Consider the following 16,774-nt stretch of genomic DNA (forward strand, 5'->3'; position numbering starts at 1 on the left):
TGACCGGTTATGGCTCTGGTCAAGGATGTGCGCACGCATAGGATCGAATTGTTGCGAGCTGGTCAACTTCAGTTCCGCGACAGACAGTTCGGATCCATTTCATCCTTCACAAGGAGTGGGGAATGCGAGCTTTCAAGAAGGTTGTCATCGGCGTGGTCAGTGCCGCCGCGCTCACCGTCGGCATGGCCGGCACCGCCTCGGCCGGCAGTTACAACGGCGTCTGCGAGTCCGCCGGAGGCGGCGAGGCGTGCCTCTACTACACCTACGACTACGCGGGCTGGGTGTACGACACCCTGTACAGCAAGCCCAGCTACACCGGCACGTACTACGGAACCGAGATGCCGATCAACGACAGCGTCGGCTCGGTCTGGAACCGTGACCCCGACAGCTCGCTGAAGCTCTTCACCGGCACCAACTACACCGGCAGCGTGAAGGTCGTGGGCGGCGGCGGCAGGTTCAACGCCCTCAACACCGTCTTCAACAACGCCTTCAGCTCGCACTGTTTCTCCTCGAACGCCGGCTGCCCGTAAGGAATTCCGGGGCGCCCCCGAATTCCCGGGGGCGCCCCTTTCCCTTGCCCCCGACCGGAATTCCGAAATCCAGGAGAACCGCGTGGCCCCGCGTCCCCGGACCCGACCCCGGCCCCGACCCCAGCCCCGGCTGCTCGGCGCGGCCGCGCTGCTCGGTGCCCTCACCGCCCTGACCGCACTCACCGCCTGCCAGGCCGACCGGCCGGCCGCCGAACCGAGCGCGTTCTCGTCCGCGCTGCCGACCCGGACGGTCGCCGGGGCGGTCGTCCCCGTCCTGCCGCTCGACGCGTACCGCCTCACCGCTGCGCAGCAGGACCGCCTCCAGCAGGCCGCCGACCGGATCGCCGCCGACTGCATGCGCGCCCAGGGCCTGACCTGGCCCGCCAGGCCCGCCGTGCAGGGCGTCGAGCACGACAGCGACGAACGGCGGTACGGCGTCAGCGACGCCCGGACGGTGGCCGCGATCGGCTACCGCGTGCCGCCGCCCGTCGGGGTGACCGCCGAGCAACTCGCCGAGCGCAAGCGCGCCGTGGAGGCGCGGAACGCGGCCATGACCGAGGCCGTCGTCGCCGCGTACACCGGCGAGAAGCCCGGCGCCACCACCCCGCAGGAAGCCGGGCGGGGCGGCTGCCGCGGCGAGGCCGAACAGCGGCTCGGCCTGCCCACCGGGTACGCCGACGGTACGGACGCGGTGGAGACCGCCGTGCAGGAAGGCTGGAACAGGACCGCCGCCGACCCGCGCGCCAAGGACGCCGACACCCGGTGGAGCGCCTGCATGCACCGGTCCGGCTACGACTACGCCGACCCGCACCAGGCCGCCGGCGACCCGGCCTGGCGGCCCGGAGCCCCGGGCGTCGGACCCACACCGGACGCCCGCGAGAAGGCGGTGGCCGTCCGCGACGTGGAGTGCAAGCGCAGCACCGGGTACCTGACGGCCTGGCAGACCGTCGAGATCGAGCAGCAGAACGCCCTGATCAAGGACCGGGAACCCCAGCTGCGCGCGGTCGCCGACCAGTGGCACCAGGCCCTCGCCCGGGCCGGGCAGCAACTCGGCTGACGCACCCCGGCCCCTGTCCTACCGGTACGGGTCCGACCTACACTCCCACCGTGACCACGGACCTGAGGTGCACCCACTGCGGGAACACCGGACTCGACCAAGGCTTCGTCGAGGACAGCGGCCAGGGCAGCGTCGGCTACGCCCGCTGGATAGCCGGCCCGCTGGAGCGCGGCCCATTGGGCGGCGCCAAGCGGCTGGGCCGGCCCCGCTTCCAGATCGACGCCTTCCGCTGCCCGCACTGCGGCCACCTGGAACTGTTCGCCAGTCGGCAGACCGGCTAGCGGTCCCCGTTCGGGTCGACTCCCCGCGGGTGGGAGTGGTGTCGGGGCGGGTCCTCGGGCACGACGGCGGCGATCCGTACGGTGGGCGGCTGCGGTGGCGCGGGGGAGTAGGCATGGACCACGTCGACGGCGGGACGGCCGGCGGCCGGGTCGCCCTCGATGCGGGTGGAGTACAGCTCGACCCGCAGGTCGCCCTCGGTGACCGTACGGATCGGCCGGCCCAGGCGGGGCCGGAACTGCAGCTCGCGGCGCAGCCGCTCCAGGACGTCCTCCGCGCCCAGCTCCTTGGCCCGCCGGGCCGCCCGGTCGGTGACAACGGAGACGGCGTCGCCGTCCTGGTGGTCCGGGTCGCTCACTCGGCGGCCTGCCGGGTGAGCAGGTCGGCGACGGCCCGGTCGACCGCGTCGACCGCGTCCGGGTCGGCGGCCAGCAGCACCCGGCCCCGGTAGGCGGCCAGGATCTCGGCGACCGTGGCCAGGTCGACGACGGTGCCGAGCTCGTCGACGTCGACCACCCGGTCGACCGGCACCCGGCGCAGCAACTGGGCGGCGAGCTCGCCGTCCAGGCGCTCGGCGTCACCGGGGAAGCCGTGGCCGGCCCGCAGCGCGGCCCGCAGCTCCTGCACGGTGTCCATCGGCGGCAGCCCGAAACGGCCCCCACCGTGCTCGGTGGGCTGGGCGCTCATCCCCACCACCGCCCTCTCGCGCTCGGCTCACCCGGGCCCGGTCCGGGCCCGTACTGACGACGGTAGCGCCACGAGCCCGCCGGCGGGAGCCGACCGGGCAACCGGCCGGAGTGGAGGGGTTGCCCCGGGGGCGGGGCTGTCACCTCCCGAACCAGCGGGCAAGCCGGCCTCGTGGCCTCGCGCGCCCGGCGGGCGGCCGAAGGCGACGTTCCCCAGGAGCACCTCCGTAGGCCTGGAAGGTGATGCGGGCGAGCCAGCTCACGTACCAATCATGGAAGTCCACGCTGTCCGTTCCGGCGGAGCACGGACTGACGGGGACCTCGGCCTCCCAGGAGACGGACCACACGGTGCCACGTTCCGGCCCGGTAACGGCGAGCCAGGTGTACGTGCCGCAGCCCTGCGAGCTGAGGCATATCGCCCCTGCGATCATCTCTTCTCTGAGCGTGTCCCACTCGTCGTCCCACGCGGTGAACGCCCTGCGGTACGACTGCTCGTCAGGGAAGTCCTTCCGATCCGGTTCGCGGGCGTCGAAGTCCTCCTCCCAATGGGCCCGCTCCTCCATGGAGGGGAACGGCCGGTCAAGGAGGGAGCTGTCGTGGCGGAACCCGAACTCGTCGGCCCAGTGCCACCCCCGCTTGTCGCGTCGCAGGGAGAAGAGCCCGTAGTGCGGTCCGGTTCCGCCCGCACCCACCTCGAGCAGGAACGTGCGGTAGGACGGAGGGAAGGAGACGCCGAGCTCCCGCTCGGCTGCCGCCACCTCGGCCTCGCTGAGTGGCCGGTCCAGTCGGACGGGCCCGGAGCTCGACCCGCCGGCGCCGAAGGCCCGGCGCGGGAACGGCGCCTCCCGCAGGGCCAGCACCTGCTCGCGCGCTCCCGGCCAGCTCACGTCCGATTGCATCCCGTACCACCTCCGCGTGCGTCCCCGGCGAGGGCGTCGGGTCTCGATCGGCGAGTTCGGGTCGCGTCACGGCGGCCAGTGTCGCAGCGGCGCGCCGCCGGGGCATCCGGGTTCCGGCGGCGTCGGACGGCGGTGCCGGGTCCGGGGGCGGTCAGCAGTGGGTGCGGGCCTGCTTGATGCCCGGTTCGGCACGGTGGAGGTCGAAGGTGGTGGAGTACGTCTGCCGCGCGGCGGCGAGGTTGTCGGCGAGCGGCTGGTACTTGGTGTCCTGGAGGGCGGCGATCCGGGCCAGCTCCGCGGCCGTGCCCAGGCGGCCCACCGCGACGTCGTAGGCGTGGTCGGACGAGTCACCGGCGGGCTCGTCGGGCATCCGGTCGGGCAGCATCCGCACCAGGGTGCAGGCCAACTCGCCGTCGCTGCGGGCCTGGTGGCCGGTGGACTCGCCCGAGCTGCAGGCGGCGAGCGCCAACAGTGCTGCGATTACTGGAACAAGACGCCTCGTCATGTGCTGATTCCTTCCCCCGGGAGAACGCACCTGGCAACCCTAGCGTGTGAGCTGCCCGGAGTGGCGAGGTTCGGCGCAGGCCTGCGGCGGGGTTCCGGGGTCAGCGTCCGGATGGCCGGAGTGGTGACCCGGTGCCGACGTCGAGGAGGCGGGTGCCGTCGCCGACCGCGGCAGCGTCGAGCAGTTGGGGCACGGGGTGGGCGCACAGGCGGGCGAAGCTCCCCGCGTACGCCTCGGCCCGCCCGGCCCAGGTGCGGCGCTCGTACGCGTCGAATGCGGTGGTCGTCATCGTTCGGTTCCTCCCCCGGCCGCGCCGCGCGGATGATCAAGATCGCGGCCGGGGGCGACCCTAGCCCACGCGAGACGGGGGACGAGCCGCCGGACGCGCGGGGCGCCGCGCTCCGGGTGGGGAGGGCGGCGCCCGACGGCGGGGCCGTGCCGGTGGCCGGCAGGGGCCGGACTACTTGGGCTGGTTGATGCGGACCATGTTGCCGGCCGGGTCGCGGAACGCGCAGTCGCGGACGCCGTACGGCTGGTCCATCGGCTCCTGGAGGACGTCGGCGCCGGTGGCGCGGACCTTCTCGAAGGTGGCGTCGACGTCGTCGGTGCGGAAGATGACGCCGCGCAGCAGGCCCTTGGCCATCAGCTCGGCGACGGCCTGCCGGTCGGCGTCGGAGGCGTTCGGGTCGGCGAGCGGGAGTTCGAGGACGATCTCGACGTCCGGCTGGGAGGGGGAGGCGACGGTCACCCACCGCATGTTCTCGAAGCCGACGTCGTTGCGGACCTCGAGGCCGAGGGCGTCGCGGTAGAAGGCGAGGGCCTTCTCGTGGTCGTCGACGGCGATGAAGCACTGCGAGAGCTTGTTTTCCATGCCTTCACGCTACGGACGGCCGGCGGCTTTCGCTTCTCCGTTCCTGACGGGACGGGTGTGCAGTTTGACGATGCAGGCGGGGATGGCGGCGCTGTGCCGGTGGTCGCGGGCGCGGTACGCGCTGGGGCTCTCGCCGACCAGTTCGGTGAACCGGGTGCTGAACGAGCCGAGCGAGGTGCAGCCGACCGCCATGCACACCTCGGTGACGGACAGGTCGCCGCGCCGCAGCAGTGCCTTCGCCCGTTCGATCCGGCGGGTCATGAGGTAGCTGTACGGCGTCTCGCCGAACGCGGCGCGGAAGCTGCGCGAGAAGTGCCCCGCCGACATCAGGGCGACCTGGGCGAGCGCGGGGACGTCGAGCGGCTCGGCGTAGTCGCGGTCCATCCGGTCCCGGGCGCGGCGCAGCCGGACCAGGTCGTCGAGCGGCACCTTGTTGTTCACGACGTGTACTCCAGGTTCGGCCCCCAGCGGGCGGATCGGTGGGCCCGACAGCGGCGCCACCTCTTCCGACGGTACCCGGCGGCACGGACAAGTCGACCCGGCCGATAAATCGGACGACCCGGGGAGCGGGCGCGGGTAGCGTGGACGGCCTTGATCGAGAGGGGGCCGGGGCGGATGAGCAGGCTGCACGAGGGCGAGCCGGAGATCGACGAGGCGCTGGTCCGGAGGTTGGTGGCGGCGCAGTTCCCGCAGTGGGCGGGGCTTCCGGTGGCGCGGGTGCGCTCGGGCGGGACGTCCAACGTGATCTACCGGCTGGGGGACGGGCTGTCCGTCCGGCTGCCGCGGATCGCCGCCGCGGCCGAGGACCTGCTGCGCGAGGACGCGTGGCTGCCCCGGCTGGCGCCGCTGCTGCCGACGGCGGTGCCGGAACCGGTGGCGCTGGGCGAGCCGGACGCCGCGTACCCGTGGGCGTGGGCGGTGCACCGGTGGCTGGACGGCGAGGTGCCCGTACCGGGACGGCTGGAGCGTCCCGAGGCGCTGGCGGGGGAGCTCGGCGCCTTCGTACGGGCGCTGCACGGCGCGGGCACGGCCGGCGGCCACGCCGCGTACCGCAGCGAGACGCTCGCCTCGCGGGACGCCGCCACGCGCGCGGCGCTGGCGGCGGCAGCGGACCTGGTGCCGGACCCGGCCGCGCTGCTCACCGTCTGGGAGTCGGCCCTGGAGGCGCCGGATTGGGCGGGCGAGCCGGTGTGGATCCACGCCGACCTGCAGTCCGGGAACATGCTGCTGGGGCCCGGTGGGCGGCTCGGGGCGGTGATCGACTTCGGCTGTTTCGGGCTCGGCGACCCGGCGGTGGACCTGCTCTCCGCCTGGTACGTGCTGCCGGGCGGGGCGCGGAAGGAACTCCGGGCGGCGGCCGGCGCGGACGAGGCGATGTGGGTGCGCGGGCGGGGCTGGGCGGTGTCGGTCGCGCTGATGGAGCTGCAGTACTACCGGCGGCGCAGCCCCGCGATGGTGGCGTCGGCGCAGCGCGCGGTGGGCGGGCTGCTGGAGGGGGAGTAGGCGCCCGCGAGCCCGCCTGGCGGGGAGCGGGTCCGCGCGCGACAGCGGGCGGCGGGCGGAAGACGGCTGCGGGGGCGGGGTGGGCGGCGGCTGCGGGGGCCGGCGCGGGCCCGGCGGTCAGCCGGTGACGGTGGCCGGGGTCGGTGCGGGCTCACCGGTCGGGGTCGGGCGGTCGGCGGGGGCGGGGGCGGGGGCACCCGGGAGGTCGGTCACCCGAGGGGCCCGGGCGGGCGCGGGTGTCGGTGCGGCCGGGGTGCGGCCGGCGAGGCGGCAGCCGAGGCAGCCGGGGTGGCCGGCGCGGGCGGCGGTGTCGCGGTGGCGCCAGTGGCGGGCGTGCGGGGGCCGGGGGCCGCTGCGCTTGCCCCACCCGGCGAGGTGGAGCAGCCAGGCGGCGAGGCCGCCGAGGGCGGTGAGGGCGGCGCCGGCGATCAGTCCGGCGGTGGAGCCGGCGATGAGGGCCAGACCGGTCGCGGTGGTGCCGAGGACGGCGATGGCGGTGCCGGTCCAGCCGGCGACGGTGTGGCCCATGTCGTGGTGGTCGTGTGCGCCCATGTCGCCTTCTTTGGTGTGATGGGGTCCGCGTGGCCGGGCGTGCGAAGGCCGGCCCGCGGTGTGAGTGTTTATCTCACGAGCTAAGTAACTTAGATGCTAAGGAGATGTCCCGTGGAGGGCAAGCCGCGCCCCGAGGCGACCGCCGAGCAGGCGCTCTACGCGATGGACCGCATGATCGCGCTGGCCCAGTTCGGCCAGCAGGACATCGCCGCGCGGCTCGGGCTCAACGTCACCGACCTCACCTGCCTCGGCTTCGTCATCGAGGCCGCCCTCGCCGGCGAGCAGCTCGCCGCCGGCGACCTCGCCGAACGCGCCCAGCTCACCACCGGCGCCGTGACCGGCGTCCTCAACCGCCTGGAACGGGCCGGCTACGCCCGCCGCGAGGCGGACCCGGGCGACCGGCGGCGGGTCCGCGTGGTCATGGACGACACCGCGCAGGACCGGATCATGGCCGTCTACGGCCCGTTCTACGCCCGCCTCGGCGAGCTCTTCGCCGACTACACGCCCGACGAGGTCGCCGTCCTCGCCGACTGGTTCACCCGGGCGCGCGCCGCGATGCGGTCCTCCCTCGACGAGTTGAAGACCGGCTGAAGACCGGCCGAGGACGGGCTGAAGGAGTCGGCCGGCGAATGATCGCTGCGGGGGTGGAGTGGACCGAGGCGTGCGAGCGCTGCGGCGGAGCGATGCGCTGCGGCGGCGGGCAGACGCTGGTGCACGGCCGGCTGGAGTGGGGGATCGAGTACCGCTGCGCGTGCGGGGCCGCGGCGGCGGTTGCGGCGATACGGGACCGAGCGAGGCTCCTCGGTCGGAGCGTGGTGCGTAGAGAACACCAACGCAACGACCAGGGGCCTCGTCTGTTGCCCCACCCCGCTGAGCAGTCATTTCACCCTCCCAGGACAGGGTGAAAGGGGCTCAATGAATCAAGCCGGACTCCTCGCCTACGGCTTCACATCGAGACGCACGAGCGCGCCGATCTCGACGAGTTGGTCCGGCAGCGCCAAATCGGATACGCCCATGACCGTGCTGGCGGGCCGGTGCTTCCCGAAGTACTCGGCGTGGAGGCGTGCTGTCGTGTCGAAGTTCTCGCGCAGGTTTCTCACCAGAACCGTGGTCTCTGCTATCTGGCTACGCTCGGCCCCGAACTGCTTCAGTACCAGGTCCAGATTCTCCAGCGTGGTGCGGACCTGCAGTTCGAAGTCGTCGACACCCACGAAAGTGCCGTGATGGTCATGAGACAGCTGCCCCGACACATAAACCGTGTCACCGACCTGAGTGGCCTGACTGTATCCGTACAACGATTCCCACGGCATGCCGAATCCGAATGCCTTCACCTGAGTACTCATGACTCACTCCCTTGATACAGCTTGTGGGCCGCCAACTGCAGACAGGCCCCTTACGTGAAGAAGTTACGGGTTCGCGTAGACAATGCTTGTCTGGCAGTGCCGCCGAAGTGTCCTTTGTGCGCACAAAATTGGCTGCAGCGGCCCCTTCGGTCGCTGGCCGTCCTATTTCGCCCACCAGCACAGGATGAAAGGGACTCAATGACAGGGGTGGGCCCGGGCGTCCCCGGGTGGCTCGGCGATGTGGTGCGGGTTCGCTCGAATGCCTGAGCGGGGCCGTCGACCGGCTCTACGCTCCGTCAGGAGGACTGGTGCGCAGGCGGATCGGTCGAGGGGAGACGGGGATGAGTGCGGAGATCGTCCAGTTGGTGGAGCAGGCCGGCCCGTACCTGACGGCCGCCGCGAGTGCCTACGGCGGGGCCGTGCTGGCCCGGGCGGAGGACGCCGCCGTGGACGCCACCGCCAACGTCGGCCGCCGGATCCTGCAGGCCGTCTGGCACCGCCGCGCCGAACCCGAGCAGGCGGCCCTGGAGGCCGCCGTCCTGGACGTCGCGGAGGACGCCGAGGACGCGGACGCGGCGGCCGTGCTCCGGCAGCAGCTGAAGCGGGCCCTGCGCGAGGACGCCGGGCTGCGGGCCGAGATCGCCGCCCTGCTGCCGCCCGCACCCGCCGCCGGGGGCGTGACGGTCACCGCCGTCGGGACCCGGTCCATCGCGGCGCACACCATCACGAGCGCGAACACCGGCGACCGGGCGCGGATCACGCTGCCCCAGGCCGGCCCCGGGACGGGTGCGTGAGCGCCGAGGCGTCCGGCGAGCGGTCCGTCGCCGCGCAGAGCATCACCAACGCGTACACCGGCGACATCTCCTCGGTGGTGCTGTCCGCCGAGGTGCTGAACGCGGCCCGGGACGTCCAGGCCCCGCCCGGCCTGGCCAACCTCACCCCGCAGCCCCTGTGCCTGGGCCGCGACGAGGACCTGTCGTGGCTCGACACCGCCCTGGCCGCCGACGGCGGGACGGCCATCACCCAGGCGCCGGCGCTCCACGGCCTCGGCGGCATCGGCAAGACCACCCTCGCCCTCGCCTACGCCCACCGCCGCCGCGGCACGTACGCGCTCGTCTGGTGGCTCGACGCCGACACGCCCGCCGGTATCGAACGCTCGCTCGGCGCCCTGGCCACCCGGCTGTTCGCCGCCTGGGCGGGCCGGGCGGGCGAGCAGGAGCGCGCCGCGTGGGCGATGGCGTGGCTGCAGTGGCACCCCGGCTGGCTGCTGGTCTTCGACAACGTCGAGGACCCGCGCGACCTGGCCCCGTACACCGGCGCCCTGGCCGGCGGGCACGTGATCGTCACCAGTCGGAAGGCCACCGGCTGGCCGCCCACCACGCCGACCCGGGCGCTGGGGCTGCTCGACCCCGCCGAGGCCGCCGGGCTGATCTGCGCCTACGCCTTCCCCGACGGCACCCCCACGCCGCGCGAGCTCCGCGACGCGCGGGACCTCGCCGCGGACCTCGGCCACCTGCCGCTCGCGCTGGAGCAGGCGGGCGCCTACCTCCGCCAGAACCCCACCGTCACCGTCGACGCCTACCGCCGCCGGCTGCCCGCCAAGCTCGACAAGGCCGCCGACGGCATCGCCGCCGAGCGCACCATCGCCCGGATCTGGACCCAGACCCTCGACGCCCTCACCGCCCGCGACCCCCGCGCGGTCGAGGTCCTGCGCACCCTGGCCTGGCTCGGCCCCGACGGCGTGCCGGTCGGTCTCCTGGAGACGCCAGGCGCCGACAACGACGAGGTCCACGAGGCCCTCGGCCTGCTCCGCGCGTACAGCATGGCCGCCGTCGGCCGGCAGACCGTCGGTGTCCACCGGCTGCTCCAGGCGGTGCTGCGCTCCACCGCGCCGACCGGGCCCGACGGATCGCCGGCCGGGCGCGGCGCGGCCGAGGACGCCCTGGTCCGGGAGACCCTGGCGGCCCTCGACCCGCCGGCCCCGGACGCGCTCGCCCGCTGGGGCGTCCTGCTGCCCCACATCGTCGCCCTCGCCGCCACCAGGCCCGCCGGGCGCGTCGACCGCGCCGTCGATCTCTACGTCACCGCCGCCCAGTACCTCCGCGAGCAGGGCCACGACGCCCGCACGGTGCCGCTGCGCGAGGCCGTCCTCGCCCAGTCCGAGGAGGTGCACGGAGACCTCCACCCGGACACCCTGACCAGCCGCAACAACCTGGCCGGCGCGTACGAGGCGGCCGGGGAGCTGGAGCGGGCCGTCCACCTCCACACGACCGTCCTGGCCCAGAGCGGGACGGTGTTCGGCGACACCGATCCCAGGACCCTGACCAGCCGCAACAACCTCGGGAGCGTGTACGAGACGGCCGGCGACCCGCAGCGCGCGATCCCGCTGTACGAGACCGTCCTCGCCCAGCGCGCGGAGGTCCTCGGCGACACCCACCCGGACACCCTGACCAGCCGCAACAACCTCGCCGGCTGCTACGCGGCCACCGGGGACCTGGACCGGGCCGTGCCACTGTACGAGGCCACCCTCCGCCAGTTCGAGGAGGTGCTCGGCGCCACCGACCCGTCCACGCTGACCAGCCGCAACAACCTCGCCCACGCCTACGCGCAGGCCGGGCGCCTGGACCGGGCCATCCCGCTGTACGAGACCACCCTCGCCCAGTGCGAGGAGGTCCTCGGCGACACCCACCCCGACACCCTGGTCGGCCGCGGCAACCTGGCCGGCGCCTACGCGGACGCCGGGCGCCTCGAACTGGCGATCCCGCTGTACGAGACCACCCTCGCCCAGCGCGAGCAGGTCCTCGGCGACACCCACGCCCGGACCCTGGTCAGCCGCAACAACCTGGCCCACGCCTACGCGCGGGCCGGGGACCTGGACCGGGCCGTGCCGCTGTACGAGACCACCCTGGCCCAGTGCGAGCTCGTCCTCGGCGACACCCACCCGGGCACGGTGTCCGTCCGGGGGAACCTGGCCTGGGCCTACCGGAGGCTGGGCGTACCGGAGGCCGGTCAACCGCACCGAAGTTGACGACTGATCAGGTGTTTGGTTCGGGTCGAAACAGGATACGGTGTGGGATGTCCGGCGCGCCGGGTGGTCCTGGAGGGGCCGCGGCGCGAGCGACCGGACGGGTGGCGTGGGTGATTCGTACCGCCACCGGCTTCGCCGAGATCGAGGACACGCCCCGCCGCGGCCCTGCCGTGCGCTGCGCACGCGCGCCCTTCGACCGGCCAACGGGCAGAAGGAGCCTGGTGGATGAGTGACGACAGACACGCGCGGGGATTCCGCAGACTGTGGGCCGGCCAGTCGATATCGCAGTTCGGCGACCGGATCTCCGAGCTCGCCCTGCCGCTGATCGCGGTCGGCGCCCTGGACGCGTCGGTGACCGAGGTGTCGGCGCTGACGGCCATGGTGTGGGGGCCGAACCTGCTGGCGGTGTTCCTCGGCGCCTGGGTGGACCAGCGGCGCAGCAAGCGGCGGCTGATGGTGGTGGCGGACCTGGTGCGCGCGGCGGCGCTGCTCACCGTCCCGGCCGCCGCGCTCGCGGGTGCGCTGACGCTGGTTCAGCTGTACGCGGTGGCCGTGGTGACGGGTGCGGCCGGGGTGCTGTTCAACACCGCGTACCCGTCGTACTTCGCCGAGCTGGTGCCGCAGTCGGCGTACATCACCGCCAACAGCCGTCTGAGCGCCAGTCGTTCGGCGTCGTTCGTGGCCGGTCCGGCGGTCGGCGGCGGGCTGGTGCAGCTGCTGACGGCGCCGTTCGCGGTGCTGGTGGACGCGGTGTCGTTCGTCGGGTCGGCGGTGCTGATCGGGCGGACGGCGGTGGAGGAGGCCGAGCCGGGACCGGCCGGGCCGTCGATGCCGGCCCGGGCGCGGCTGGGGCTGGCGTTCATCGTCCGGCACCCGGTCCTGCGGGCGAGCCTCGGCACCTGTACGACGGTCAACCTGTTCACCTTCGTCGGCTACAGCCTGACGGTGCTGCTGGCGAGCCGGATCCTCGGACTGTCGGCGGGCGCGATCGGCCTCGCCTTCGGTGTCGGCGCGACCGGCAGCCTGCTCGCCGCGCTGGTCGCCCCCGCCGTGTCGCGCCGGCTCGGCGTCGGCCCGACGATCGCGCTCGGCGCGGTGCTCTTCCCCGCGTCGATGGCGCTGACGGCGGTGGCCGGCGGCCCGTTCTGGGCGCGGACCGGGGCGCTGGCGGCGGCTCAGTTCCTCGGCGGCATCGGGGTGATGTGGTTCGATATCAACCTCAACTCGCTGCAGGCGAGCGTCATCCCGGACGACATGCGCAGCCGCGTCTCCGGCGCGTTCAACACCGTCAACTACGGGATCCGGCCGCTGGGCGCGCTGCTCGGCGGCGTGCTGGGCACCACGCTCGGGGTGCGGACGGCGCTGATGGTGGCGGCGGTCGGCGGCACCCTGTGCGTGCTGTGGCTGCTGCCCTCGCCGATCCTGCGGATCCGCTCGCTGGACGACGTGGCGAAGCCGGTCGCGCCCGAGCCGGCCCCCGCGCCGGTGGGCTGAGCGGTCCGGCCCCCCGACTCAGTCGCGCGGGGCGAAGACGCAGAACTCGTTGCCCTCCGGGTCGGCGAGGATGTCCCACGCGATTTCCTCGTCGTCGCGCCCTCGCACCAGGGTCGCGCCGAGCGCGAGCAGTTCGGCGGAGTCGCCCACCACGTCGAGGTGCATGCGGTTCTTGACGGTCTTCGGCTCCGGCACCCGGTTCACCCAGATCAGCGGGCCCGCGCCGGCCGGGTCGACGATCGGCACCGGCCAGTCCTCGGGCCGCGGCTCGCCGGGACGGCGGACGTACCCCATCGCCGCGCACCACCAGTCGGCGAGCGCGTGGTGGTCGTGGGCGTCGATGCACAGGTCCTTGAAACGGGCGGGCACGTCGGTACTCCTCGCTGGGCCGCGGATCCACGGGTGGAACCCCGAGCGTACGCGGCGGCGTCCCCGGCTGCATGCGAATGATCAAGCTGCGCGGGATCGGGCTCCGGAGGATCGCGTCGGCGGGGGCCGGGCTGCGGACGATCGCGTCGGCGGTGGCCGGGCTCCGGAGGACCGCGTCGGCGGGGGCCGGGCGGCTGGCGATCGGACTGCGGGTGCTCGGACCGCGGCGGATCCGGGCTGCGTGGGCCGTCCCGGCGGCGGTCGCCGTGCTGCTGCTCGGCCACCGCCTGGTGCCGAACACCCTGTGGCACCTGGGGAGTCTGCTGGAGGCGCTGCTGCCCTGGCTCGGCCTCGCGGTGCCGGTCCTCCTGCTGGCCGCGCTGCTCCGCCGCTCGCGGCGGCTCGCGGTGGCCGCCCTGCTCCCCGCGCTGGCCTGGACGTCCGCGTTCGGCGGCCGGTTGCTGTCCGGCGGCGACGGCGGCGACGGTGCGTACGACCTGACGGTGGTGCAGCACAACGTGGCCGCGCAGAACGAGGATCCGCGCGGCACCGCCCGGGCGCTGGCCGCGACCGGCGCGGACCTGGTCGCCGTCGAGGAGCTGATGGATCCCGCGACGGCCGTGTACGAGCAGGAGTTGGCAGCCGCCTACCCGTACCGCGCCCGCTCGGGCACGGTCGGGCTGTGGTCGCGCCACCCGCTGTCGGACGTCCGGCCGGTCGACCTCAAGCCGAGCGGTCTGCAGGTGTACTGGAAGCGCGGCCTGCGGGCCGTCGCGCACACGCCGGACGGCGAGGTCGCCGTGTACGTCGCGCACCTGCCGTCGGTCAGGTTCGGCGGCCTGAGCGGCTTCACCTCCGAGCGGCGGGACGAGAGTGCCGGGAAGCTGGCCGCCGTGCTGGACGCGGAGCCGCTGCAACGCGTCATCCTTGCGGGCGATTTCAACAGCACCCTGGACGACCGCGGGCTGGCCCCGGTGACCTCGCGGCTGACCGCCGCCCGCTCCGGCTTCGACTTCTCCTGGCCGGCGGCCTTCCCGGTGGCCCGGATCGACCAGATCCTGTGCCGCGACCTGACCCCGGTGCGCACCTGGACCCTGCCCGCGACCGGCAGCGACCACCTGCCGGTCGCCGCGCGCATCCGCGTCAACGGGTCGTCGGCGTAGTACGTTCGTGGCGTGAGACTCCGGTTCGCCCACCCGATAGCGAGTGCGGCGCCGGTTACGACGGGGAAAGTCCGCCGTAATCCGGCGTAAACAATCTGTTGATCGACTGTCCCGATCAGCAGGTCCGGCACTCCCCACCCGAGGTGCGAACCCGATGAAGCTCACCCCCCGCGAGCAGGAACGCCTGCTCATCCACGTGGCCGCCGACGTGGCCCGCGCCCGCCGCGAACGCGGACTGCGGCTCAACCACCCCGAGGCCGTCGCCCTGATCACCTCCCACGTGCTGGAGGGCGCCCGCGACGGCCGTACCGTGGCCGAACTGATGGCCTCCGGCCGGGAGGTGCTCGGCCGCAAGGACGTGATGGACGGGATCCCCGAGATGATCCCCGACGTCCAGGTGGAGGCCACCTTCCCGGACGGCACCAAGCTGGTCACCGTGCACGGGCCGATCCGGTGAGCGGGGCCTTCGTCCCGGGCGAAGTCCTGTACGGCGAGGGGGAGATCGGGCTGAACGCCGGTCGCGCCGTCACCCGCGTCCGGGTCCTGAACACCGCCGACCGGCCGGTGCAGGTCGGCTCGCACTACCACTTCGCCGAGGCCAACCCCGGCCTGGAGCTCGACCGCGCCGCGGCCCGCGGGCAGCGGCTCAACATCCCGGCCGGCACCGCGGTCCGGTTCGAACCGGGCATCCCCGTGGAGGTCGAACTCGTCCCGCTCGGCGGGCTGCGCGAGGTCCACGGGCTGCGCGGCGAGACGGGAGGGCGGCTCGATGACTGACCGTCACGCGCTGTACCTAACCCGGGAGCGCTACGCCGACCTGTACGGTCCCACGGTCGGGGACCGGATCCGGCTCGCCGACACCGACCTGCTGATCGAGGTCGAGGAGGACCGCAGCCGCGGCGGCGACGAGGCGGTGTTCGGCGGCGGCAAGGTGATCCGCGAATCCATGGGCCAGGGCCGTGCCTCGCGCGCCGACGGCGCGCCGGACACGGTGATCACCGGCGCGGTGGTGCTCGACCACTGGGGCGTGGTGAAGGCCGACATCGGCCTGCGCGACGGCCGGATCACCGCGCTCGGCAAGGCCGGCAACCCCGAGACCATGGACGGCGTCCACCCCGACCTGGTGATCGGCCCGGAGACCGAGGTGATCGCCGGGAACGGGAAGATCCTCACCGCCGGTGCCATCGACGCCCATGTGCACTTCATCTGCCCGCAGTTGGCGGACGAGGCGCTGGCCGCCGGCATCACCACACTGGTCGGCGGCGGCACCGGGCCCGCCGAGGGCACCAAGGCGACCACCATCACCCCGGGCTCCTGGCACCTGGCCCGGATGTTCGCCGCGATGGACGACCTGCCGGTCAACATCGGCCTGCTCGGCAAGGGCAACACCGTCAACACCGCGGCCATGCACGCCCAACTGCGTGGCGGCGCCCTCGGATTCAAGATCCACGAGGACTGGGGTGCGACACCGGCGGCGATCGACGCCTGCCTTCGGGTCTGCGAGGAGAGCGGCGCCCAACTCGCCCTCCACACCGACACCCTGAACGAGGCCGGGTTCGTCGGCGACACCCTCGCGGCGATCGCCGGGCGCGGCATCCACGCCTACCACACCGAAGGCGCGGGCGGCGGGCACGCACCCGACATCATCACCGTGGTCGGCGCGCTCAACGTGCTGCCCAGCTCCACCAACCCGACCCGCCCGCACACCGTCAACACCGTCGACGAACACCTCGACATGCTGATGGTCTGCCACCACCTCAGCCCCCACGTGCCCGAGGACCTCGCCTTCGCCGAATCACGGATCCGGCCCTCCACCATCGCGGCCGAGGACCTGCTGCACGACCTCGGCGCGATCTCCATCATCAGCTCCGACTCGCAGGCCATGGGCCGGATCGGCGAGGTCGTCCTGCGCACCTGGCAGACCGCGCACGTGATGAAGGCCCGGCGCGGCCCGCTCGACGGCGACGGACGCGCCGACAACACCCGCGCCAGGCGGTACGTCGCCAAGTACACCATCAACCCGGCCAGGGCCCAGGGCCTGGACGGCGAGATCGGCTCCGTGGAGACCGGCAAGCTCGCCGACCTGGTGCTCTGGTCACCCGCCTTCTTCGGCGTCAAGCCCGACCTGGTGATCAAGGGCGGGCAGATCGCCTGGGCCCAGATGGGCGACGCCAACGCGTCCATCCCCACCCCGCAACCCGTGCTGCCCCGGCCGATGTTCGGCGCCACCGGACGTGCCCCCGGCCGCAACTCGCTCAACTTCACCTCCCAGGCCGCCCTCGACGACGGACTGCCCGAACGGCTCGGCCTGGCCAAGCAGTTCACCGCGATCCGGAACACCCGCGGCGTCACCAAGGACCAGATGGCCAACAACACCGCGCGGCCCGACGTCCGGGTCGACCCCGACACCTTCACCGTGACCGTCGACGGGGAAGCGGTCGTCCCGGCGCCCGCCGCCGAACTGCCGATGACCCAGCGGTACTTCCTGTTCTGAC

22 protein-coding genes are annotated in these 16,774 nt (G+C 73.5%); 12 read left to right on the forward strand and 10 right to left on the reverse strand.

All coding sequences use genetic code 11. From position 1 onward, the window contains the following. Window positions 1-122 precede the first annotated feature (122 nt). The 3 genes from ACGFX4_RS04245 to ACGFX4_RS04255 all read left to right on the forward strand — a co-directional run bounded on the left by ACGFX4_RS04245 (window position 123) and on the right by ACGFX4_RS04255 (window position 1,868). Complete coding sequence (locus ACGFX4_RS04245; protein ID WP_393070108.1) at window positions 123-530, forward strand: peptidase inhibitor family I36 protein; 408 nt, start codon at window positions 123-125, stop codon at window positions 528-530. 82 nt (window positions 531-612) lie between these two features. Next, a complete protein-coding gene (locus tag ACGFX4_RS04250) occupies window positions 613-1,587 on the forward strand; it encodes a hypothetical protein (protein WP_393070110.1) in 975 nt (324 codons plus the stop codon). A 50-nt stretch (window positions 1,588-1,637) separates the two neighbouring features. Then, entirely contained in the window at window positions 1,638-1,868 is a 231-nt protein-coding gene (locus tag ACGFX4_RS04255) for a hypothetical protein (protein WP_393070112.1), read from the forward strand. Here the strand turns inward: ACGFX4_RS04255 and ACGFX4_RS04260 are convergent. The 7 genes from ACGFX4_RS04260 to ACGFX4_RS04290 form a co-directional block, all read right to left on the reverse strand. Beyond that, window positions 1,865-2,224 (reverse strand): hypothetical protein, encoded by a 360-nt coding sequence (locus ACGFX4_RS04260; RefSeq protein ID WP_393070114.1) that lies wholly within the window; start codon window positions 2,222-2,224, stop codon window positions 1,865-1,867. The two genes, ACGFX4_RS04255 and ACGFX4_RS04260, sit on opposite strands and share 4 nt — an antisense overlap. Next, window positions 2,221-2,553: a hypothetical protein gene (locus tag ACGFX4_RS04265; RefSeq protein WP_393070116.1), complete on the reverse strand. Its 333-nt coding sequence runs from the start codon at window positions 2,551-2,553 to the stop codon at window positions 2,221-2,223. The genes ACGFX4_RS04260 and ACGFX4_RS04265 overlap by 4 nt, the downstream gene beginning before the upstream one ends. Before the next feature lie 139 nt (window positions 2,554-2,692). After that, entirely contained in the window at window positions 2,693-3,451 is a 759-nt protein-coding gene (locus ACGFX4_RS04270) for an SMI1/KNR4 family protein (protein ID WP_393070118.1), read from the reverse strand. Window positions 3,452-3,602: 151 nt separating this feature from the next. Then, window positions 3,603-3,920 carry a hypothetical protein gene (locus tag ACGFX4_RS04275; RefSeq protein ID WP_393070120.1) on the reverse strand — a complete coding sequence of 106 codons (318 nt, stop codon included), beginning with the start codon at window positions 3,918-3,920 and terminating at the stop codon, window positions 3,603-3,605. A 136-nt stretch (window positions 3,921-4,056) separates the two neighbouring features. After that, window positions 4,057-4,245, reverse strand: coding sequence for a hypothetical protein (locus tag ACGFX4_RS04280; RefSeq protein WP_393070122.1), 189 nt, complete (start codon window positions 4,243-4,245; stop codon window positions 4,057-4,059). A 171-nt stretch (window positions 4,246-4,416) separates the two neighbouring features. Continuing rightward, complete coding sequence (locus tag ACGFX4_RS04285) at window positions 4,417-4,827, reverse strand: VOC family protein (protein ID WP_393070124.1); 411 nt, start codon at window positions 4,825-4,827, stop codon at window positions 4,417-4,419. A 9-nt stretch (window positions 4,828-4,836) separates the two neighbouring features. Continuing rightward, on the reverse strand, window positions 4,837-5,256 hold the full coding sequence (locus ACGFX4_RS04290; protein ID WP_393070278.1) for a helix-turn-helix transcriptional regulator: 420 nt from the start codon (window positions 5,254-5,256) through the stop codon (window positions 4,837-4,839). Between the two features lie 186 nt (window positions 5,257-5,442). On the opposite strand from ACGFX4_RS04290, the gene ACGFX4_RS04295 reads away from it, so the two are divergent. Next, the gene (locus tag ACGFX4_RS04295) at window positions 5,443-6,330 is read left to right on the forward strand and encodes an aminoglycoside phosphotransferase family protein (protein ID WP_393070126.1); all 888 of its coding nucleotides are present in this window, start codon (window positions 5,443-5,445) and stop codon (window positions 6,328-6,330) included. A gap of 117 nt (window positions 6,331-6,447) precedes the next feature. On the opposite strand, the gene ACGFX4_RS04300 is transcribed toward ACGFX4_RS04295, so the two are convergent. After that, the gene (locus tag ACGFX4_RS04300) at window positions 6,448-6,882 is read right to left on the reverse strand and encodes an HGxxPAAW family protein (RefSeq protein WP_393070128.1); all 435 of its coding nucleotides are present in this window, start codon (window positions 6,880-6,882) and stop codon (window positions 6,448-6,450) included. 111 nt (window positions 6,883-6,993) lie between these two features. Between ACGFX4_RS04300 and ACGFX4_RS04305 the strand changes: the two genes are divergently transcribed. Then, window positions 6,994-7,473 (forward strand): MarR family winged helix-turn-helix transcriptional regulator, encoded by a 480-nt coding sequence (locus tag ACGFX4_RS04305; RefSeq protein ID WP_393070130.1) that lies wholly within the window; start codon window positions 6,994-6,996, stop codon window positions 7,471-7,473. A 347-nt stretch (window positions 7,474-7,820) separates the two neighbouring features. Here the strand turns inward: ACGFX4_RS04305 and ACGFX4_RS04310 are convergent, their stop codons facing one another. Next, window positions 7,821-8,225, reverse strand: a complete 405-nt coding sequence (locus ACGFX4_RS04310) for a RidA family protein (protein WP_393070132.1) — start codon at window positions 8,223-8,225, stop codon at window positions 7,821-7,823. A gap of 341 nt (window positions 8,226-8,566) precedes the next feature. On the opposite strand from ACGFX4_RS04310, the gene ACGFX4_RS04315 reads away from it, so the two are divergent. From ACGFX4_RS04315 to ACGFX4_RS04325, 3 genes are all read left to right on the forward strand, one after another. Then, on the forward strand, window positions 8,567-9,019 hold the full coding sequence (locus ACGFX4_RS04315) for a hypothetical protein (RefSeq protein WP_393070134.1): 453 nt from the start codon (window positions 8,567-8,569) through the stop codon (window positions 9,017-9,019). After that, window positions 9,016-11,253, forward strand: coding sequence for a tetratricopeptide repeat protein (locus ACGFX4_RS04320; RefSeq protein WP_393070136.1), 2,238 nt, complete (start codon window positions 9,016-9,018; stop codon window positions 11,251-11,253). The genes ACGFX4_RS04315 and ACGFX4_RS04320 overlap by 4 nt, the downstream gene beginning before the upstream one ends. A gap of 225 nt (window positions 11,254-11,478) precedes the next feature. Beyond that, a complete protein-coding gene (locus ACGFX4_RS04325; protein ID WP_393070138.1) occupies window positions 11,479-12,747 on the forward strand; it encodes an MFS transporter in 1,269 nt (422 codons plus the stop codon). A gap of 18 nt (window positions 12,748-12,765) precedes the next feature. On the opposite strand, the gene ACGFX4_RS04330 is transcribed toward ACGFX4_RS04325, so the two are convergent. Beyond that, the gene (locus tag ACGFX4_RS04330; protein ID WP_393070140.1) at window positions 12,766-13,116 is read right to left on the reverse strand and encodes a VOC family protein; all 351 of its coding nucleotides are present in this window, start codon (window positions 13,114-13,116) and stop codon (window positions 12,766-12,768) included. Between the two features lie 71 nt (window positions 13,117-13,187). Between ACGFX4_RS04330 and ACGFX4_RS04335 the strand changes: the two genes are divergently transcribed. The 4 genes from ACGFX4_RS04335 (at window position 13,188) to ACGFX4_RS04350 (ending at window position 16,773) form a co-directional block, all read left to right on the forward strand. Beyond that, window positions 13,188-14,279, forward strand: coding sequence for an endonuclease/exonuclease/phosphatase family protein (locus ACGFX4_RS04335; RefSeq protein ID WP_393070142.1), 1,092 nt, complete (start codon window positions 13,188-13,190; stop codon window positions 14,277-14,279). Between the two features lie 154 nt (window positions 14,280-14,433). Next, entirely contained in the window at window positions 14,434-14,736 is a 303-nt protein-coding gene (locus ACGFX4_RS04340; RefSeq protein WP_393070144.1) for an urease subunit gamma, read from the forward strand. After that, window positions 14,733-15,056: an urease subunit beta gene (locus ACGFX4_RS04345; protein ID WP_393070146.1), complete on the forward strand. Its 324-nt coding sequence runs from the start codon at window positions 14,733-14,735 to the stop codon at window positions 15,054-15,056. The genes ACGFX4_RS04340 and ACGFX4_RS04345 overlap by 4 nt, the downstream gene beginning before the upstream one ends. Continuing rightward, window positions 15,049-16,773, forward strand: a complete 1,725-nt coding sequence (locus ACGFX4_RS04350) for an urease subunit alpha (protein WP_393070148.1) — start codon at window positions 15,049-15,051, stop codon at window positions 16,771-16,773. The genes ACGFX4_RS04345 and ACGFX4_RS04350 overlap by 8 nt, the downstream gene beginning before the upstream one ends. The last annotated feature ends 1 nt before the right edge of the window (window position 16,774 follow it).

The sequence above is a fragment of the Kitasatospora sp. NPDC048365 genome (assembly GCF_043200835.1).
In the GTDB taxonomy this organism is placed as follows: Bacteria; Actinomycetota; Actinomycetes; order Streptomycetales; family Streptomycetaceae; genus Kitasatospora; species Kitasatospora terrestris.

Excerpts from the sequence above, each read along its gene's own strand:
- ACGFX4_RS04265 (WP_393070116.1), bottom strand. The coding sequence starts at position 2,553 with ATGAGCGCCCAGCCCACCGAGCACGGTGGGGGCCGTTTCGGGCTGCCG.
- ACGFX4_RS04335 (WP_393070142.1), top strand. The coding sequence starts at position 13,188 with ATGCGAATGATCAAGCTGCGCGGGATCGGGCTCCGGAGGATCGCGTCG.
- ACGFX4_RS04340 (WP_393070144.1), top strand. The coding sequence starts at position 14,434 with ATGAAGCTCACCCCCCGCGAGCAGGAACGCCTGCTCATCCACGTGGCC.
- ACGFX4_RS04300 (WP_393070128.1), bottom strand. The coding sequence starts at position 6,882 with ATGGGCGCACACGACCACCACGACATGGGCCACACCGTCGCCGGCTGG.
- ACGFX4_RS04295 (WP_393070126.1), top strand. The coding sequence starts at position 5,443 with ATGAGCAGGCTGCACGAGGGCGAGCCGGAGATCGACGAGGCGCTGGTC.
- ACGFX4_RS04350 (WP_393070148.1), top strand. The coding sequence starts at position 15,049 with ATGACTGACCGTCACGCGCTGTACCTAACCCGGGAGCGCTACGCCGAC.
- ACGFX4_RS04270 (WP_393070118.1), bottom strand. The coding sequence starts at position 3,451 with ATGCAATCGGACGTGAGCTGGCCGGGAGCGCGCGAGCAGGTGCTGGCC.
- ACGFX4_RS04245 (WP_393070108.1), top strand. The coding sequence starts at position 123 with ATGCGAGCTTTCAAGAAGGTTGTCATCGGCGTGGTCAGTGCCGCCGCG.
- ACGFX4_RS04315 (WP_393070134.1), top strand. The coding sequence starts at position 8,567 with ATGAGTGCGGAGATCGTCCAGTTGGTGGAGCAGGCCGGCCCGTACCTG.
- ACGFX4_RS04280 (WP_393070122.1), bottom strand. The coding sequence starts at position 4,245 with ATGACGACCACCGCATTCGACGCGTACGAGCGCCGCACCTGGGCCGGG.
- ACGFX4_RS04310 (WP_393070132.1), bottom strand. The coding sequence starts at position 8,225 with ATGAGTACTCAGGTGAAGGCATTCGGATTCGGCATGCCGTGGGAATCG.
- ACGFX4_RS04325 (WP_393070138.1), top strand. The coding sequence starts at position 11,479 with ATGAGTGACGACAGACACGCGCGGGGATTCCGCAGACTGTGGGCCGGC.
- ACGFX4_RS04285 (WP_393070124.1), bottom strand. The coding sequence starts at position 4,827 with ATGGAAAACAAGCTCTCGCAGTGCTTCATCGCCGTCGACGACCACGAG.